Raw genomic sequence first — 15,738 nt, 5'->3', positions numbered from 1 at the left:
TACGTCCTTAGCTGGTTTGTACGCTGAACCATAAGCCCTGGGCTCTGGCTCGGGACTCACAGAGTAACAGCACCTCACGGCGCTGGGCATCACTCATGCGCCCCCACAGGGTGATTTCCTCACCACTGCGCTGGCAACCGGTACACAGATTCTGCTCATCCAACGCGCAGACGCCGATGCACGGAGACTTCACCGCAGGCTGCTGCATCAGTCTTCCTGCACCTGCAGGTCGCGACGATAGCGCTGGGCGTTATGCACGTAATGCGCGGCGCTGGCCTCAAGCATCTTCTTCTGCGGTTCGGTCAGTTCTCGTACCACCTTGCACGGCGAGCCGACCACCAGCGAGCCATCGGGGATTTCCTTGCCCTCGGGCACCAGCGCATTGGCGCCGATGATGCAGTGCTTGCCAATCTTCGCGCCGTTCAATACCACCGCGTTGATGCCGATCAGGCTGTAATCGCCCACGGTACAGCCGTGCAACATGGCGTTATGGCCGACGGTTACGCCCTTGCCCAGCGTCAGCGGGAAACCGGAGTCGGTGTGCATTACCGCGCCATCCTGCACGTTGCTGTGCTCGCCGATCAGGATCAGCTCCATGTCGCCGCGCAGCACCGCGCCAAACCAGACATTTGCGCCCTGCTCCAGGCGTACCTTGCCGATCACCGCTGCCGTATCGGCAATCCAGGCTTCATCGGCCATTTCCACACGGTCATTACCCAGGCTGTACTTCATCTGCGCTCCTGTTTGCGATCTTCGTCATAAGGGGTGTGCAAGGGAATGTCGGCATCGAAGGCGACATTCATGAACTCGACCAGCATCAGGGCTGTCAGCCCCCAGATCTTGTGGCCTTCATAGCGATAGCTGGGGACATACCAACTGCGGCCTTCATAATCGATACGGTGGGTCATCTCGCGGCGGTCTTCCATAAAGAATGCCACCGGCACCCGGAACACCGCGTCTATCTCCGCGCTGCTGGGCACGATGTCGAACACATCCGGAACGATGCCAACGTAGGGCGTGACCTTGATGCCGTAGCGGGAAACCAGCGAGCCCATCGGGCCAATCACTTCCACCCGGTCCGGCTCCAGGCCGATTTCCTCGTGCGTTTCGCGCAGGGCGGTGTAGCGCAGGTCGACATCACCAGGATCGCGACGGCCGCCGGGGAAAGCGACCTCGCCGGAATGAGTGGTCATGCGCTGCGAGCGCAGCGTCAGAATAATCTCTGGGCGGTCATGCACACAGGTTACCGGAATCAACACGCCCGCCTCCGGCATACCCAGGGTTTCGATCTGCCGCGGACGGTATTCCCCAACCCGCATGCGCATTTTATCCAGCATGCAGAGTACCTCTTGGTCTTTTAAGCATGATGTCATGATCACTTACCCAGAACCAGTTGCCCAACCGGCAAATGCGCCGCAAGATAGGACAAAACAGGTTTCCGAATGAGACGTTATAAATCATGAAGTTTTGCAGCCAGTGCGGTAATACGATCAGCGAACAGATCCCCAGCGGCGACAACCGCACCCGCTACGTCTGCACCCATTGCGACATCATCCACTATCAGAATCCGCGTATTGTGGCCGGCTGCCTGGTGGTCCATGAGCAACAGGTGCTGCTGTGCCGCCGCGCCATCGAACCGCGCCGCGGCTTCTGGACGCTGCCTGCCGGCTACATGGAGAACGGCGAAACCACCGAGGAAGCAGCGTTGCGCGAAACCTGGGAAGAAGCCCAGGCCAAGGTCCGCGATCAGCAGCTGTATATGCTCTTCAACCTGCCGCATATCAATCAGGTGTACATGTTCTTCCGCGGCGAGCTGGTCGACCAGGCCTACGGCGTCGGCGAAGAAAGCCTCGAAGTGCGGCTGTTCAACGAAGCGGAAATCCCCTGGGATGAGCTGGCCTTCCCCACCGTTGGCAAGACGCTGAAACAGTATTTCAGCGACCGCCAGGAACAGCACTTCCCGATTCGCGTGCGCGACATCCGCTACAACCCGGCGCTGGCCCGCCAGCTGCGCTGATGTGGTATTTGCGATATGTCCTGGGGTTGGCGATGCTGCTGGCCGTGCTCCCCACCCAGGCGGCTCCGCCGATCGACAAAGTGCTGGTGCACAAGGCCGAGAGGCGCCTGGAAGTCATCAGTGACGGGCAGGTGATTGAGCAATATCGGGTGTCTCTGGGCCGTCAGCCGCTCGGACACAAGCAGCAGCAAGGCGACCAGCGCACACCCGAAGGCATCTACAGTATCGACTGGCGCCACGAAAGCCCGCAGTTCAATCTCAGCCTGCACCTGGATTACCCCAATCTGAAAGACCGTACTGCGGCTTATGAACAGGGCGTGGATCCTGGCGGCATGATCATGATCCATGGCACCCCGATCGACGAGGAATATCCCGAATGGTTCTTCAAAGGGCTGGACTGGACCGACGGCTGCATCGCGCTGAACAATGCCGACATGCGCGCGCTCTGGGAGCTGGTCCCGGATGGCACCCTGGTAGAGATCATCCCTTGATCTGAGTCAACGCCCTCCTTGAGTCACTGCGGCACACTGCGGTTAAAGCCAGTTTGCCATTCAGCGACACAAGGAAATGACCATGAACAAGCAACTGCTATGCCTCCTGTTGGCTGGCGGCCTCTGCGCCCCGCTGCAAGCCGAACGCCTTACCAGCGAGCCGATTCAGCCGATTGAACCCGCCAGTTTTGACGAGCCGGAAAAGATCGAGCTGGGCAAGCAGCTGTTCTTCGACCCCCGCCTGTCGCGCTCGGGCTTTATTTCCTGCAACTCCTGTCACAACCTGAGCATGGGCGGCAGTGACAACCTGTCTACCTCCATCGGTCACAACTGGCAGGAAGGGCCGATCAACTCGCCCACCGTATTGAACTCGAGCATGAACGTCGCGCAATTCTGGGACGGCCGCGCCGCCACCCTGCAGGAACAAGCTGCCGGCCCGATCAACAACCCCAAGGAAATGGCCTCGACCCACGTGCTGGCGCTGGACGTGCTGCGCTCCATCCCCGAGTACCGTAAAGAGTTTGCCGAGATCTACGGCAGCGACGAGATCGATATTGACCGGGTGACCGACGCCATCGCCGCCTTTGAAGAAACCCTGGTCACACCCAACTCGCGCTTTGATCAGTGGCTCAAGGGCGACGACCAGGCGCTGACTCAAGCGGAGCTGGACGGCTACAAGACCTTCAAGGACATCGGCTGCACCGCGTGCCACAACGGTCCGGCCGCAGGTGGTTCATCCTTTCAGCGTATGGGGGTAGTCGAGCCCTACATTACCGATAACCCGGCGGAAGGCCGCGTGGCCGTCACCGGCAAGGATGCGGATCGCTTCTCCTTCAAGGTACCCACGTTGCGCAACGTCGAGCTGACCTACCCCTACTTCCACGATGGCGCGCACTGGCAGCTGGAAGACGCCGTGGATCTGATGGCACGCCTGCAACTGGGGCGGGAACTGGAAAAGCAGGATATCGCCAACATGACCGCCTTCCTCAAGACTCTGACTGGCGATCAGCCCGATTTCGCCATTCCACAATTGCCGCCATCAAATAATGCCACGCCCATACCGGTGCCCTTTGCCAAGAAATGATTTGCCTGACGTTAATGACCTACCGCAGCATGCCGAGAACGGCCAGCATCCTGCACCAGCGTCAAACAGCCCCAAGCCGTCATTCCCGCGAAGGCGGGAATCCAAGCGGACTGGGTACTAACCGAATTACCTGGCCTTACCCTCGGCTGTTCCGGCCACTCATCCTCGCGAAAGCGGGGATCCATTCGGAAGTTGCTTATCACCAGCTCTGGGTCAAATCGAAAGGCCAAATGGTTTCCCGCCTTCGCGGGAATGACGGGGTGGGGGCGGGAATGACGGTGGGGGGCAGGGATGTCGGGGTGGGGCAGGAATGACGTTGTGTGCGGAAATGGCGGGCGAAATGTTCGGCAATGACGGGGCGGAATGTTCGGCAATGACGGGGAGACGCGGGAATGAAGAAAGAGGCGCCCGGAATAGTGACGGGGGCGGCAATGCTGAGCGGGAGCGGAATTAACGAGGCGTAGCAAAGATGAGGATCAAAACTCCGCCAACAACCAACAATCAAAAGCCGGCTCTTCATAGGGATGCGCAAGCCGAAATGCCGCGATCACGGCGCGGATCCGGTCATCGGCGCAAACCATTTCGACCCTATATTCTTCAACTGTCTCCAGAGCACCCTGATCGCCGATAAACGGCTCGCTACCGGGTAGAGGGCGGAACTGACCCTGACCCTTGGTCTGCCAGCAGCACTGGTCGTAATCACCGATCTGCCCAGCGCCCGCACTGAACACCGCGGTTTTGGTCTTTTCCAGATGCGACTTAGGAACATAGAAACACAATTTATACATCTTCCATCTCCCAGCAGAATTCGCTACCAGCGCCAGATTGAAGGTTAGTGTAAAAACAACACAAGCGAAGCAGAAATAGTCAAAAACTATCAAAACAGTACGAAAAAGGGTTTAAACCATCAGATCTCTTCTGATGTACTTTATCAATCGAACCAACTGTTCCAATCACAAAAAACAAACGGATACCGATATGGACGCATTAGATATCAATGAAAGCGAAGCCACGGAAAACGCTGGCAAATGCCCCTTTATGCACGGCAGTGCTACCAGCAGACTGCACGGCGGCACCTCCACCCAGGACTGGTGGCCCAACCAGTTGAACCTGAAGATTCTGCACCAGAATGCTCCTCTGTCCAGCCCCATGCGTGCGGGCTTCAAATACGCTGACGCGTTCAAGCAGTTGGACCTGGCGGCCGTCAAACGTGACCTGACCGCACTGATGACCGATTCCCAGGAATGGTGGCCTGCCGATTACGGCCACTACGGCCCGTTCATGATTCGCATGGCCTGGCACTCGGCCGGCACCTACCGCACCGCTGACGGCCGCGGCGGCGCCTCTACCGGCAACCAGCGCTTTGCTCCGCTGAACAGCTGGCCGGATAACGGTAACCTCGACAAGGCCCGCCGCCTGCTGTGGCCAATCAAGAAAAAGTACGGCAACCGTCTGTCCTGGGCAGACCTGTATGTGCTTGCCGGTAACGTCGCCATCGAGTCCATGGGTCTCAAGCCTTTTGGTTATGGCGGTGGCCGTGAAGATATCTGGGCACCCGAGGAAGATATCTACTGGGGCGCCGAAGACGAATGGCTGGCCACCAGCGACAAACCCAAAAGCCGTTACACCGGCGACCGGGACCTGGAAAACCCACTCGCTGCAGTACAGATGGGTCTGATCTACGTTAACCCGGAAGGCCCGGACGGTCACCCGGACCCGCTGGCGTCCGCCCGCGATATTCGCGAGACTTTCGCGCGTATGGCCATGAACGACTACGAAACTGTGGCTCTGACCGCTGGAGGCCACACTTTTGGCAAAACTCACGGTGCCGGCGACGCGGCTCATGTTGGCCCAGAACCTGAAGCCGCACCGCTGGAAGAGATGGGTTTTGGCTGGATCAGCAGCTTTGGCAGTGGCAAGGGCAGTGACACCATCACCAGCGGCCTTGAAGGCGCATGGACACCCAACCCCACACAATGGGATATGGGCTACCTTGACGTGCTCTTCGGTTACGAGTGGGAGCTGACCCGCAGCCCGGCCGGCGCGCACCAGTGGCAAGCCGTAGGCCTGGCAGAAAATGACCATGCCCCCGATGCAGAAAATGCCGCCAAGCGTGTGGGCATCATGATGACCACCGCCGACATGGCCATGCGTACTGATCCCGAGTACCGCCGGATCGCCGAGCACTTCCACAAGAATCCGGAAGAGTTTGCCGATGCCTTCGCCCGCGCCTGGTTCAAGCTGACCCACCGCGATATGGGTCCGAAAGTGCGCTACCTCGGCCCGGATGTACCCGGTGAAGACCTGATCTGGCAGGATCCGGTGCCCGCTGTCGATCACGAACTGGTCAACAGCCAGGATATCGCCGACCTGAAAGCCAAGCTGCTGGCCTCTGGGTTATCGGTCTCTGAGCTGGTATTCACCGCCTGGTCATCGGCGTCGACCTACCGCGATTCCGACAAGCGCGGTGGCGCCAACGGTGCACGCATCCGCCTGGCTCCGCAGAAAGATTGGGCCGCGAACCAGCCGGAGCAATTGGCAAAGGTGCTACAGGTACTGGAAGGCATTCAGGCTGACTTCAATGCTGCACAGTCCGGCAACAAGCGCGTATCGCTGGCGGATTTGATCGTGTTGGGCGGCTCCGCTGCGGTAGAAAAAGCTGCGAAGGATGCTGGCTATTCGGTGGAAGTGCCCTTTGCCGCCGGCCGCACCGACGCCAGCCAGGAACAGACGGATGCAGAATCCTTCGAGCCGATGGAACCGCTGGCCGATGGCTTCCGCAACTACCTCAAAACCCAGTACACCGTAACGGCGGAAGAGATGTTGCTGGACCGCGCACAACTGCTGAAGTTGACCGCGCCGGAGATGACTGTGCTGGTAGGTGGCATGCGCGCATTGAATGCCAATACTGACCAATCCCCGCACGGCGTGTTCACTCAACGCCCCGGCGTGTTGACCAACGAGTTTTTCGTCAACATCACCGACACCAGCACCAAATGGTCCCCGACCTCTCAGGTGCAGGATGTGTTCGAGGGACGTGACCGCAGCACCGGTCAGGTGAAGTGGACTGGCACCCGCGTAGACCTGATCTTTGGCTCCAACTCGCAACTGCGAGCGCTGGCCGAGGCCTATGCCTGTGATGATGCACAAGAAGCCTTTGTGCAGGACTTCGTCGCAGCCTGGACCAAGGTGATGAACGCGGATCGTTTCGACGTCGCTTAACCCGCAGTACAACCTCAGGCATGGTCATTACTGGCCACGCCTGAGCGTTTCTGTCTGTGCCCTTCTGATCAGCGCTTGCTTATACCGTCCGCGTTAACCGCCAGGCTCTCACCTGCAGCACACCGAGGGCAAAGGCATGCTGTATCGCCCACCTCTGCCGGCACTCGCGCCAGCGCTTGTGCATCTATTGCCGTTGTCATACACCAACAGGCCACGTCAAAACTTCCAGCCTGCGCAGGCTGGCATTTATTCGCTCCGCCGCATAAGGGGCACAGCGTATTGGCTAGCGGTTTCATGATCGGCAACGTTCTCGTTAATCAGGTGAGCCACGGTTAGAACCGCTGGCGATCTCCTGCATATCCGTGCGTATGCGCACAAAGCGGGCAAAACGCGGCAGGCCAGTGGAGGTGTAGCCATTGTAGCGGTAGGTGACCCAACTGCCGATAGCCGGGGGTGCCGTTCTTTCATCATCACTCAAGCCGCTGCCGAGCCGAAAGCGTCTGCCATCTTCGCGCTCAACCACCAGCGCACCTACCAGACCGGCGTACTTGCCCTTGCCTTCGGTGTAACCCACTACCCGCGCCTCGGCATCGTCATAGAGCTTGTATTTCAATAAATCCTGGCTGCGCCCAGAACGATACAAGGCATCCTGATGATGCAGCATCAAGCCTTCGCTGCCCGCAGCAACCAATGCTTCCAGACGCGCTTCCAGCGCCGCCGCATCGGCTACGCGAAACTGGGGGATGGGCTGCAACCACGCAATGTCGAAGGCGGATATCTGTTCCATCGCCTGCACTCGTTCACCGAAGGGTCCGCCATGCTCGGGTAGATCGAACACCATGAACTTCAACCGCCGCCAGTCCTTATCATCGGCCTGGGTACTACGGACAATGCCGCTGGCTGTATCGAACAGCTGACGCGCAATCCACAGCTCCCCATCCATCGCCATGTCCGGCCAACCCTGGGTGAACCAGTCGGGCGCAGCGATTGGATAACCGCCGCGACTCCAAAGTGTCTCCCCGTCCCAGTGCCCACGGACACCATCAAGTTTTTCACTGACCCAGTATTCCTCAACTGCCGTTTCACCGGAGTAAACGCTCGCCAGCATCGCTTGATGCTGGGATCCTTGGGCAGATGCCCATGGCGATGCAATCAGCAGCAGGGCGGACAAACAAATGAGACAAATATGACGCATGGCGATCTCCTTATCGCTTGGTGATGGGTGCTAAGTTTCTTAGCGCAAGCCTTCTTCTGAGGCGTTTTTACTGCAGTATCTGAATAGTGGAAAGGTTAATCCCGGCGGGTCAGGACTTTTTTCCTGGCGTGTAAGCCGCGGGAAATTTTGGTAGCTCGTCATTGATCTGGAACCAATTCGCCCTGGAGCCGAAATAGAAGTGCCCGATCGGCCTGGTTTCCAGCTCGCCGTCCAGCGTGCCGGCCCTGAGGCGCAGCGCCTGCGGTAAATCACTGCGCTTGCTGTAGATCGGCGAGCCACAGGTTTTGCAAAACACACGGTACTTGCCGGGGGACGACTCGAATGAGCTCAGCATGCCCTCCCCTTGCAGCAGTCTGAACGCCGAAGTCGAGACCGGAATATTGGTTACAAAGGCGCTGCCCTGAGCCTTGCGGCATTGAGAACAATGGCACACCTGAATCGGCTCAAGCTCACCATCAACCTCGTACATTACGCCACCACATAAGCAACTACCGGTATACATGCGTGCTCCTCTCTCAAATCAATTTAGCCAATCTGGCTCGGCGTATTTAATCCTGTGAGATATAACTCAAGGTTATCCAGGCATCCATTCCAACCACCTACATGCTTACCACGCACCTCATCCGTCGGGAACTGCGTGTGGGTCAAGGTCAGCTCTGTACGGTTGGGTGACAGCTGTTTGAAATCCAGCTCCACCAGACTGTCCTGAACAATATGCGAATTCCAGGTGAAGGCGATATGGTGGTATCGATGAATCGCTCGATAGTCACCGTGGTGCAGGTAGTCTCCGGTTTCCAGGTGCATGATCACTTCGAAGCGGCCGCCCACAGTGAAGCTGTTGTGGACGGTACTCGACGAGTTGAGCTTTTGCGATGCGAAGAACCACTTCATCATCAGCGAAGGTTTCGACCAGGCGTCGAACAGCTGCCGCTTGCCGCACGGCAGCACACGTTTTATCACCACCGGATCCATCACGTCTCTCTCGCACTCTTGAGATGCATGGCGAGCTCATCTAGCCTGCCCGACCAGAATTTTGTGTGCATCGCCACATAGCCGGCCACTTCGCGCCACACGTCATAATTGAGATGGCAGAGCACCTCGCGCCCTTGCCGGGTTTTGATCACCAGCTCGCCTGCTTCCAATACAGCTATATGTTTAGAGGCCGCGCTGATCTTCATGCCGGCAACCGCCGCAAGTTGATTGACCGATCTGGGGCCAGCCGCGAGTTCTTCGAGCAGCAGGCGTCGGCGGCTATCGGAGAGCGCATAGAAAACCGCATCAAGCTTTTCTTCGTTTTCCATATCAGGAAACTAACGGCTGGGTCTCGTTAACCATTGGACATTTTTTATATAAAAATCAGCAATTTAATCTAAATGAAAAAAGGTATTGGCGTTATTTCAATCACCTCTCCGATGTTTAGCATAGTCAATGGATGAGCATTCCGGCACATCACTTATGCAAGGAGACAGACCATGCCTAACATCTGCTTGACCTTCGGAACCAAAACGCCAGCGTCAGATATTTGCGCAGCCCTGACCACGCTGGAAGGCCTGGCATCCTGGTGGACCAGCGGCACCGCGGGCGACCCTAACCAGGATGGGACACTGACCTTCACTTTCGGCAGTAACGGCGGCTTCGATATGCGTGTAATCAAGGTTGGCCCGCGGCAGGTGCACTGGGAGTGCATCAAGGGGCCAGAGGACTGGATCGGCACCCGCATCGAGTTTGAAATCCAGGAAGAAGGCAGCCACAACCAATTGATGTTTCGCCACGCCGGATGGAAAAGTGAGAACCCATTCTTCCATCACTGCTCGACCAAATGGGCGACCTTTCTGTTGAGCCTGCGTGATCAGTTGGAAAAGGGTGAGGGACGGCCCTTCCCCGACGACATCAAAATCGAAGCCTCTGGCATGTAGTAGTCAATTATCAGGGCTCCCCCCTGGCGAGGAGCCTTTCCATGAAATTGCCTTAACCACGCTCCTCTTCACGGAGCGTAAGTACCTCATAACCATCCGATGTGACCGCAATGGTGTGCTCCCATTGGGCAGACAGTTTCTTGTCGCTGGTGACAACCGTCCACCCATCCTTCTTGGTTTTAACTTTGGCCTTGCCCTGATTGATCATCGGCTCAATGGTGAAGGTCATGCCTTCCTCCAGCACCAGGCCTTTGCCAGGTCGCCCGAAGTGCAATACGGCAGGCTCTTCGTGCATCTCGCGGCCAATGCCGTGGCCACAGTAATCACGCACAATCGAGTAGCCCTGTTTCTCGGCATAATGCTGAATCGCATGGCCGACATCGCCCAGAGTGGCCCCGGGTTTGACCATGCGGATACCCTGCCACATGGCCTCGTAGGTTTTATCCACCAGTCGCCTGGCCAGCGGGGTGACTTCACCAATCATGTACATCTTGCTGGAATCGGCAATAAAACCACCCTTTTCCAAAGTGATATCAACATTGACGATGTCACCAGGTTTGAGCGTCTGATTTTCCGCAGGTACGCCGTGACAGACCACATGATTGACTGACGAATTGAGTACATACTGATAACCGTATTGGCCCTTGCTCGCCGGCCGAGCGCCCAGGTCGCCAACGATATACCGCTCGGCAAGGTCGTTGATGGCCATGGTCGACATACCGACCCTGACCTCGCCATCCAGATACTTGAATACCAGAGCAAGAAGCCGCCCCGCTTCTCGCATCAAAGCCAGTTCTTCCGCGTTCTTCAGCGCTACCTTAGCCAAGGGCAAGCCTCCTGGGCACCACATCGGCATGCTTCATCTGTTCACTGATGATCTGCGAAAAGGACATGTCCGGGTTGGCCTCAGCCAGCATGCCGATCTTTATCCAGAACTCGGCCTGCGCATTGATGGAACGGACCATTACCGAGCTGGCCTTGCGGATGTCTTCATGCAACTGATCGTCGATTTTAACGATACCCATAGCGGATCCTGAATATACGAAACGTATACGGATCATATTCTCTGAAATAGTAAACTGCAAGGATGAGAGCTGCTTGAGCGTTGCTTGAGGATCGGTGATCGAAAAGGACACCTGGTTACTGCGCAGAGTCTGTTGGTGCCCTCAGGTGAAGGAAATATGTGCTAGCGAATGACTTCAATTTTGACGTCAATCAAACCCGATCTGGTATTGCCAATACTGCTAAATGCTGACTTTGAAAGATCAATAATTCGGCCCCTCACGAATGGCCCTCTGTCATTGATCTTTACCACAACACTTTTACCATTCTGGATATTGGTCACCCTCACGCTAGAGCCAAATGCCAGCGTTCTATGCGCCGCTGTTTTTAGCCCATGCTGGTAAAGCTCACCGCTCGCAGTTTTTCTATTCTGATGCAAATCCGCATAGAAGGAGGCCTTGCCTGATTCAGTGAAACCAACCCTGCTGCCGCCCGCGCCTGGTTGGGTCGTCGAGCAAGCGGCTAACAGACTGCAGAAAATATATATTAGTAATCTATGGGAAAGGAATTTCATTCTCTGGTCTCCATGCATCAGCACGAACGTCTGCATGCCGTAGCTTACTACGGACGCTGACTCAAACCGAACTAACTCCGATACGCCAGATAGGCCCTCACCAGCTCAAGCAACCTTTGCCTGCCAAAGCTAGGATCGTGACCCGCGTGCACGACATTCACGGGAAGGCTTTGCAGGCGTTGCATGGTCCTGACGTAGGCCGTGATGTCGGCATCCGGCAACGTGTCCAGTAGCGGACCATCATAAACCGCATCGCCAGAGAATAACGTCCCGGAGCCCTTTTCCCAAAGCCCGATGCTGCCAGGCGAGTGCCCGGGCAGATGCAGAACCTCAAATACGCGATCACCAAGGTCAATCATCTGCCCCTCATCCACAACCTGGGTAGCCGTGCACGCCGGGGTACGGAAGGCTTCAGGGTCAAAGCCCTCATAGGGGTAAGCATCGATCAGCACGTCAGGTACGTCGTAGCCCTGCTCTTCGATAAGGGCGCGCATATTTCCCGGCCAGTGATTGCTGCACAGCACCGGGAACTCATCTGGATGCTGCAGCTGCGATGCTTCGATCGGGTGAACCAGCCGCTGCGTGAACTCGTGCAGGCTCCCGGCATGGTCCATGTGCGTGTGAGTGGCAATCGCGATGACTGGTTTATCGACCAGTTCGGCAATGGCCTCATGCAACGAGCTGATGCCCATCCCAGCATCCACTAGCAAGTCCGAATCCCTGCCACGCACATGCCAGATATTGCATTGGAACAGCCGAGCGACATGGGGCTCCCAAATTCGGGTTATCCCATCGCCAATGGATTCACTGGCAAACCACCGATCGGCCACCTTCATGCTTTATCCCCTCTGCCAAAGCTCAATTAGCTCATCCTGCTTTGCCACAGCACCAAAGATGCCACCCTCGTTCATCATCATCATCAACGATGCCTCGTGCAGCTCTGCACTTCCCGCGCCACAACAATCTTCAACCAATAGACAGTCGTAGCCCAGGTCATTAGCTTCACGTAGCGTGGAGTGCACACACACGTCAGTGGTCACGCCGCATAACAGCAAGTGGCGGATGCCTTGCGCACGCAGCACCTGATCCAGATCTGTGGCATGGAAAGCGCCATTACCTGGCTTGTCGATGATCAGTTCCCCGCTCTGCGGCGTCAACTGCTCCACGATGTCACACCCCGCCTCACCCCGAACCAGAAAGCGTCCCAAAGGCCCGGCGCCACCGATAGGCGCGCCCATGGCTTGCGCTCGGGCGCGCTTGGTAGGGCTCAGGTCCATGAGATCGGGCCGATGCGACTCGCGGGTGTAGATAACCAGCATGCCCTCTTCACGCGCGCCAGCGAGCAGACTCCGAGTGGGTTCAATAGCGGCTTGGGTGGAAGCCAAGCTATAGCCCATCTGCGCGAAGTAGCCGTCCGGGCTGAGAAAATCCTGCTGCATGTCGATAATCAGCAGGGCTGTGTCCTGCGCGGACCATTGGCCACTCAACGGCCAATGGTAGGGACGCGAGCTGGGTAAAGGTGCCCAACTCATTGCGCTAGCTCCGCGGAGTAAGTGGTCGGGAAACGCAGCTTGATATTGTCGGCATTGCCGAGCACACGCTCCTCAGCAAATTGCACGCCGACGTAGTCAGGGCCAGACGCGCCCTCGCCCAGCAGGCCGTTGTCCCAAGCGAACTCGGTGATATTACCCATGGTGTCAGCGAACTCCGGATCTTCAATAAGCGCCACAGCTTGTGACGGCGTAAAGAAGTTGATGGTCGCTGTTTGTTCGGCGAACCCCTGGGCATCAGTGGCCAAGGCTTCTGCCATATAGCTCACTGCTTTCTCATGCTCCGGGTGCTCAGGCGAAAGCATGGCGATTACCTCGTACCAGGCTCCGGCCAAGGCCTTGCCCAGTCCCGGTGTTTGCTCAAGCAGTTCAGTACGGACGACCAGAATATCGGTAATTTCATTGGGGATATCCGAGCTGTCAAACAGCATGGTGGTATCTGGATTTTGCGCCAGAATCTCGCTTAGCTGCGGCTTCCAGGTGACCACCGCCTGGCTGTCAGCAGATTGAAAGGCAGCAATAATGTCCGCATCGGAGGTATTCACCACGGTCAGGTCGCGCTCGCTCATGCCATGTTCGGCAAGAGCCCGGGCCAGCAGGTAGTGAGACCCGGACAGCTCCACCAGATTGACCCGGGCATCCTTGAGGTCCGCTACGGTTTTACCGGTGCCCTTCATGACCAGCGCATCGCTGCCGTTGGAGGCACTCAGCAGCAAGGCTGCCGAGGAATCAACGCCGCCCGCCGCGGGGATGGTCAGCGCGTCCAAAGTGATGGCAATCACACCATCGAACTGGCCGGCGGTGTATTGGTTCTGCGCTTCGATATAGTCATTCATCTGCACGGCTTTGAGGTCAATACCGTAGCGGTCGCCCCACTTGGCAAGGATGCCGCTGTCCTCGGCATAGCCCAGGGGCATGCTGCCGGCATAGATGGTCCAGGCAATGCTGAAAGAGGGTTGATCTTCGGCTTGCGCTGGCGAGATGCCAGCGACCAAAGCAAGTGCCAGGGCAAGGCCAGTAAAAATGCGCATAGGTAACTCCCATTGAGGATTCGGTGACAGGATCAGTGTCTCTCAAGGGAAATCAGGCATAAATGACCGGGTCTGCAGGTTTACCTGTCGGTGGATGCAGGCATACCAAACACCTCAAGAACCGCCGCCAGATCATCGCGAAAGGCGTCCACTGCAGGCGTCTGACTGTCACGGCTGCGCCTGGCAGCGGCCTCAATCAAGGAGCTGCGCCGGAAATGGTCGGGGCGCACGGCAACCATCTGGCCACTTTCCAGCCATACCCGCGCATAGTGATTAGGCAAAAACCCCACATGACTACCCGCCAAAATCAGCAGGGCCGCCGCCTCTACATTTGAAACCCAAGCGGTGACGTGCTTCGGGTCGCCGCCCAACGGGGTCGTATCCTGTGAACCAAGAAAATGTCTGGCGACCTTGGCGCTGATCTGCAGCTCCTCTTTCACATCCGCCAACGAATCTGCGCCGGCCAACGGATGCGAGGGCGCGCACACCAGCCAATCGGTTTCCTGATAGAGCGGCTGGTAATCCAGTTCTTCCAGGTGGGCTGGAAAGATGCCTATGCCAACATCCGCAGCATGATTCAACAGCGCCTGCTCAATCTGAAAAGGCGCCATCACTTCCATATGCAGGTGAACCTCATTTGCGCTGCGCGCGCCGTAACGCTGCAACACATTGCGCAAGGGGCAGTTGGGATCGGAAATGAGGTTGTCGATCATCGCCAGGCGCAACTTGCCGGAGAGGTGACCTTTCAATGTTTCCGCACCATCTTCAAAGCGGCGCAGTGCCAGTGTCAGGTCGATTGTATTGCGGTAAATCTGCTCCCCTGCGCTGGTCAGCGCAAATCCACCGCGCCCCCTTTCGCAAAGGCGTAGCCCAATACGTTCTTCGAGCTGGCCCAATTGCCTACTTATGGTAGAGGCATCACGATTAAGCAGCGCCTGGGCATTGGCAATACCCTGAGCTTCCACAACAGCGATAAAGACTTCAAGCGAACGCAGGTCTATGTCTGAAAGACGCATAGGACAACTTCCGGATTACAGTAAACCATCACTCCTTGAAAACGGACTGCCCCTAAAAAATCAGTACCACGCCCCCGGTGACCACCGCAAACAGCACCGACAAGCCGATCACCATACGCCAGTTAAAAGGCGGTGGCGGCGGCTCTACTGCGAGCTCTTTCTCAAGGTAGGTTTTCAGCAGCCGGGTGTTGCGCGTATTGGCTTTGTAAACAGCGTCAAACGCGTCCCCAAATACCGGCAACAACCCGCCCAGAAAATCGATGCCGACATTGCGCAGCATCCGCCGCTTGACCTCCTTGCTGGCGCCAGCTCGCTGCGCCTCAAGCAGCACATAGCCAGACATCGCCAAGCCGATCACGTCACCCACCACCGGCACCAGGCCGACAATGGCTTCGACACCAATCTTGAACCGGGTAAATGGTAGGCCGATACTGCTATCCGTGAAGCGGCTGAACTTGTCCAGGCGCTCGAGAATTGCCCGTTGTTTGGCTTCAGTGGGTTGTGGCGCCATGGTGTCTCCGCGGATGGCAAAGCTCCGGCATGGAGCGTTGTAGTCATGTATGGAGAGTATCAGGTGAGGCAGGAAGTTCAGAAACTGGTCGACAGCAGGTGTTGGGCG

Annotated in this window: 22 protein-coding genes; 5 read left to right on the top strand and 17 right to left on the bottom strand. The window is 57.3% G+C overall.

Annotation, left to right across the window (positions count from 1 at the left end; all coding sequences use genetic code 11):
* Positions 1-7 precede the first annotated feature (7 nt).
* Genes EAO82_RS05920 through EAO82_RS05910 form a run of 3 tightly spaced genes read right to left on the bottom strand, consistent with a single transcriptional unit; the run spans position 8 to position 1,337 of the window.
* Positions 8-208 carry a DUF1289 domain-containing protein gene (locus EAO82_RS05920; protein ID WP_096347983.1) on the bottom strand — a complete coding sequence of 67 codons (201 nt, stop codon included), beginning with the start codon at positions 206-208 and terminating at the stop codon, positions 8-10.
* Positions 208-732, bottom strand: coding sequence for a gamma carbonic anhydrase family protein (locus EAO82_RS05915; protein WP_096347984.1), 525 nt, complete (start codon positions 730-732; stop codon positions 208-210). The genes EAO82_RS05920 and EAO82_RS05915 overlap by 1 nt, the downstream gene beginning before the upstream one ends.
* Positions 729-1,337, bottom strand: coding sequence for an NUDIX hydrolase (locus EAO82_RS05910; protein WP_096347985.1), 609 nt, complete (start codon positions 1,335-1,337; stop codon positions 729-731). Before EAO82_RS05910 ends, EAO82_RS05915 begins: the two co-directional genes overlap by 4 nt.
* Before the next feature lie 122 nt (positions 1,338-1,459).
* Between EAO82_RS05910 and EAO82_RS05905 the strand changes: the two genes are divergently transcribed.
* The 3 genes from EAO82_RS05905 to EAO82_RS05895 all read left to right on the top strand — a co-directional run bounded on the left by EAO82_RS05905 (position 1,460) and on the right by EAO82_RS05895 (position 3,592).
* Positions 1,460-2,017 (top strand): NUDIX hydrolase, encoded by a 558-nt coding sequence (locus EAO82_RS05905; protein WP_096347986.1) that lies wholly within the window; start codon positions 1,460-1,462, stop codon positions 2,015-2,017.
* 8 nt (positions 2,018-2,025) lie between these two features.
* On the top strand, positions 2,026-2,508 hold the full coding sequence (locus EAO82_RS05900; RefSeq protein ID WP_410402953.1) for a murein L,D-transpeptidase family protein: 483 nt from the start codon (positions 2,026-2,028) through the stop codon (positions 2,506-2,508).
* A gap of 82 nt (positions 2,509-2,590) precedes the next feature.
* A complete protein-coding gene (locus EAO82_RS05895; RefSeq protein ID WP_218838672.1) occupies positions 2,591-3,592 on the top strand; it encodes a cytochrome-c peroxidase in 1,002 nt (333 codons plus the stop codon).
* 476 nt (positions 3,593-4,068) lie between these two features.
* Here EAO82_RS05895 and EAO82_RS05890 read toward each other — a convergent pair whose 3' ends face one another.
* Positions 4,069-4,380, bottom strand: a complete 312-nt coding sequence (locus EAO82_RS05890) for a YqfO family protein (RefSeq protein WP_096346009.1) — start codon at positions 4,378-4,380, stop codon at positions 4,069-4,071.
* 190 nt (positions 4,381-4,570) lie between these two features.
* Here EAO82_RS05890 and katG point away from each other — a divergent pair, with 190 nt between their 5' ends.
* On the top strand, positions 4,571-6,814 hold the full coding sequence (gene katG, locus EAO82_RS05885; RefSeq protein WP_096346028.1) for a catalase/peroxidase HPI: 2,244 nt from the start codon (positions 4,571-4,573) through the stop codon (positions 6,812-6,814).
* A 68-nt stretch (positions 6,815-6,882) separates the two neighbouring features.
* On the opposite strand, the gene EAO82_RS05880 is transcribed toward katG, so the two are convergent.
* From EAO82_RS05880 to EAO82_RS05860, 5 genes are all read right to left on the bottom strand, one after another.
* Complete coding sequence (locus EAO82_RS05880; RefSeq protein WP_096346010.1) at positions 6,883-7,110, bottom strand: cysteine-rich CWC family protein; 228 nt, start codon at positions 7,108-7,110, stop codon at positions 6,883-6,885.
* A 17-nt stretch (positions 7,111-7,127) separates the two neighbouring features.
* Positions 7,128-8,009, bottom strand: a complete 882-nt coding sequence (locus EAO82_RS05875) for a DNA ligase (protein ID WP_096346011.1) — start codon at positions 8,007-8,009, stop codon at positions 7,128-7,130.
* A 109-nt stretch (positions 8,010-8,118) separates the two neighbouring features.
* On the bottom strand, positions 8,119-8,499 hold the full coding sequence (locus tag EAO82_RS05870; RefSeq protein ID WP_231703290.1) for a GFA family protein: 381 nt from the start codon (positions 8,497-8,499) through the stop codon (positions 8,119-8,121).
* A gap of 56 nt (positions 8,500-8,555) precedes the next feature.
* The gene (locus tag EAO82_RS05865; protein WP_174958737.1) at positions 8,556-8,990 is read right to left on the bottom strand and encodes an SRPBCC domain-containing protein; all 435 of its coding nucleotides are present in this window, start codon (positions 8,988-8,990) and stop codon (positions 8,556-8,558) included.
* 11 nt (positions 8,991-9,001) lie between these two features.
* Positions 9,002-9,331 carry an ArsR/SmtB family transcription factor gene (locus EAO82_RS05860; protein WP_096346014.1) on the bottom strand — a complete coding sequence of 110 codons (330 nt, stop codon included), beginning with the start codon at positions 9,329-9,331 and terminating at the stop codon, positions 9,002-9,004.
* Positions 9,332-9,502: 171 nt separating this feature from the next.
* Here EAO82_RS05860 and EAO82_RS05855 point away from each other — a divergent pair, with 171 nt between their 5' ends.
* The gene (locus tag EAO82_RS05855) at positions 9,503-9,946 is read left to right on the top strand and encodes an SRPBCC family protein (RefSeq protein WP_096346015.1); all 444 of its coding nucleotides are present in this window, start codon (positions 9,503-9,505) and stop codon (positions 9,944-9,946) included.
* Between the two features lie 52 nt (positions 9,947-9,998).
* On the opposite strand, the gene map is transcribed toward EAO82_RS05855, so the two are convergent.
* The 8 genes from map to EAO82_RS05815 form a co-directional block, all read right to left on the bottom strand.
* Positions 9,999-10,772, bottom strand: coding sequence for a type I methionyl aminopeptidase (gene map, locus EAO82_RS05850; protein ID WP_096346016.1), 774 nt, complete (start codon positions 10,770-10,772; stop codon positions 9,999-10,001).
* Positions 10,765-10,971, bottom strand: coding sequence for a ParD-like family protein (locus tag EAO82_RS05845; protein WP_096346017.1), 207 nt, complete (start codon positions 10,969-10,971; stop codon positions 10,765-10,767). Before EAO82_RS05845 ends, map begins: the two co-directional genes overlap by 8 nt.
* A gap of 161 nt (positions 10,972-11,132) precedes the next feature.
* Positions 11,133-11,522: a septal ring lytic transglycosylase RlpA family protein gene (locus tag EAO82_RS05840; RefSeq protein WP_096346018.1), complete on the bottom strand. Its 390-nt coding sequence runs from the start codon at positions 11,520-11,522 to the stop codon at positions 11,133-11,135.
* A gap of 71 nt (positions 11,523-11,593) precedes the next feature.
* Entirely contained in the window at positions 11,594-12,358 is a 765-nt protein-coding gene (locus EAO82_RS05835) for an MBL fold metallo-hydrolase (protein WP_096346019.1), read from the bottom strand.
* 3 nt (positions 12,359-12,361) lie between these two features.
* Positions 12,362-13,054 carry a cysteine hydrolase family protein gene (locus EAO82_RS05830; protein WP_096346020.1) on the bottom strand — a complete coding sequence of 231 codons (693 nt, stop codon included), beginning with the start codon at positions 13,052-13,054 and terminating at the stop codon, positions 12,362-12,364.
* Entirely contained in the window at positions 13,051-14,103 is a 1,053-nt protein-coding gene (locus tag EAO82_RS05825) for a putative urea ABC transporter substrate-binding protein (protein ID WP_096346021.1), read from the bottom strand. Before EAO82_RS05825 ends, EAO82_RS05830 begins: the two co-directional genes overlap by 4 nt.
* A gap of 80 nt (positions 14,104-14,183) precedes the next feature.
* Positions 14,184-15,119 carry a LysR family transcriptional regulator gene (locus EAO82_RS05820; protein WP_096346022.1) on the bottom strand — a complete coding sequence of 312 codons (936 nt, stop codon included), beginning with the start codon at positions 15,117-15,119 and terminating at the stop codon, positions 14,184-14,186.
* 52 nt (positions 15,120-15,171) lie between these two features.
* Entirely contained in the window at positions 15,172-15,630 is a 459-nt protein-coding gene (locus tag EAO82_RS05815; RefSeq protein ID WP_096346023.1) for a DUF4112 domain-containing protein, read from the bottom strand.
* Positions 15,631-15,738: the final 108 nt, after the last annotated feature.

The organism is Halopseudomonas pelagia, from assembly GCF_009497895.1.
Classification (GTDB): Bacteria; Pseudomonadota; Gammaproteobacteria; order Pseudomonadales; family Pseudomonadaceae; genus Halopseudomonas; species Halopseudomonas pelagia_A.
The sequence above is the reverse complement of the archived record's forward strand: the minus strand, read 5'-3'. Positions and strand labels throughout refer to the sequence as shown.

Coding starts and splice junctions, on each gene's coding strand:
- EAO82_RS05835 (WP_096346019.1), bottom strand. CDS start 12,358: ATGAAGGTGGCCGATCGGTGGTTTGCCAGTGAATCCATTGGCGATGGG.
- EAO82_RS05905 (WP_096347986.1), top strand. CDS start 1,460: ATGAAGTTTTGCAGCCAGTGCGGTAATACGATCAGCGAACAGATCCCC.
- EAO82_RS05920 (WP_096347983.1), bottom strand. CDS start 208: ATGCAGCAGCCTGCGGTGAAGTCTCCGTGCATCGGCGTCTGCGCGTTG.
- EAO82_RS05830 (WP_096346020.1), bottom strand. CDS start 13,054: ATGAGTTGGGCACCTTTACCCAGCTCGCGTCCCTACCATTGGCCGTTG.
- EAO82_RS05895 (WP_218838672.1), top strand. CDS start 2,591: ATGAACAAGCAACTGCTATGCCTCCTGTTGGCTGGCGGCCTCTGCGCC.
- katG (WP_096346028.1), top strand. CDS start 4,571: ATGGACGCATTAGATATCAATGAAAGCGAAGCCACGGAAAACGCTGGC.
- EAO82_RS05915 (WP_096347984.1), bottom strand. CDS start 732: ATGAAGTACAGCCTGGGTAATGACCGTGTGGAAATGGCCGATGAAGCC.
- EAO82_RS05875 (WP_096346011.1), bottom strand. CDS start 8,009: ATGCGTCATATTTGTCTCATTTGTTTGTCCGCCCTGCTGCTGATTGCA.
- EAO82_RS05840 (WP_096346018.1), bottom strand. CDS start 11,522: ATGAAATTCCTTTCCCATAGATTACTAATATATATTTTCTGCAGTCTG.
- EAO82_RS05870 (WP_231703290.1), bottom strand. CDS start 8,499: ATGTACGAGGTTGATGGTGAGCTTGAGCCGATTCAGGTGTGCCATTGT.
- EAO82_RS05855 (WP_096346015.1), top strand. CDS start 9,503: ATGCCTAACATCTGCTTGACCTTCGGAACCAAAACGCCAGCGTCAGAT.
- EAO82_RS05880 (WP_096346010.1), bottom strand. CDS start 7,110: ATGAAACCGCTAGCCAATACGCTGTGCCCCTTATGCGGCGGAGCGAAT.
- EAO82_RS05825 (WP_096346021.1), bottom strand. CDS start 14,103: ATGCGCATTTTTACTGGCCTTGCCCTGGCACTTGCTTTGGTCGCTGGC.
- EAO82_RS05860 (WP_096346014.1), bottom strand. CDS start 9,331: ATGGAAAACGAAGAAAAGCTTGATGCGGTTTTCTATGCGCTCTCCGAT.
- EAO82_RS05890 (WP_096346009.1), bottom strand. CDS start 4,380: ATGTATAAATTGTGTTTCTATGTTCCTAAGTCGCATCTGGAAAAGACC.
- EAO82_RS05910 (WP_096347985.1), bottom strand. CDS start 1,337: ATGCTGGATAAAATGCGCATGCGGGTTGGGGAATACCGTCCGCGGCAG.
- EAO82_RS05820 (WP_096346022.1), bottom strand. CDS start 15,119: ATGCGTCTTTCAGACATAGACCTGCGTTCGCTTGAAGTCTTTATCGCT.
- EAO82_RS05815 (WP_096346023.1), bottom strand. CDS start 15,630: ATGGCGCCACAACCCACTGAAGCCAAACAACGGGCAATTCTCGAGCGC.
- EAO82_RS05845 (WP_096346017.1), bottom strand. CDS start 10,971: ATGGGTATCGTTAAAATCGACGATCAGTTGCATGAAGACATCCGCAAG.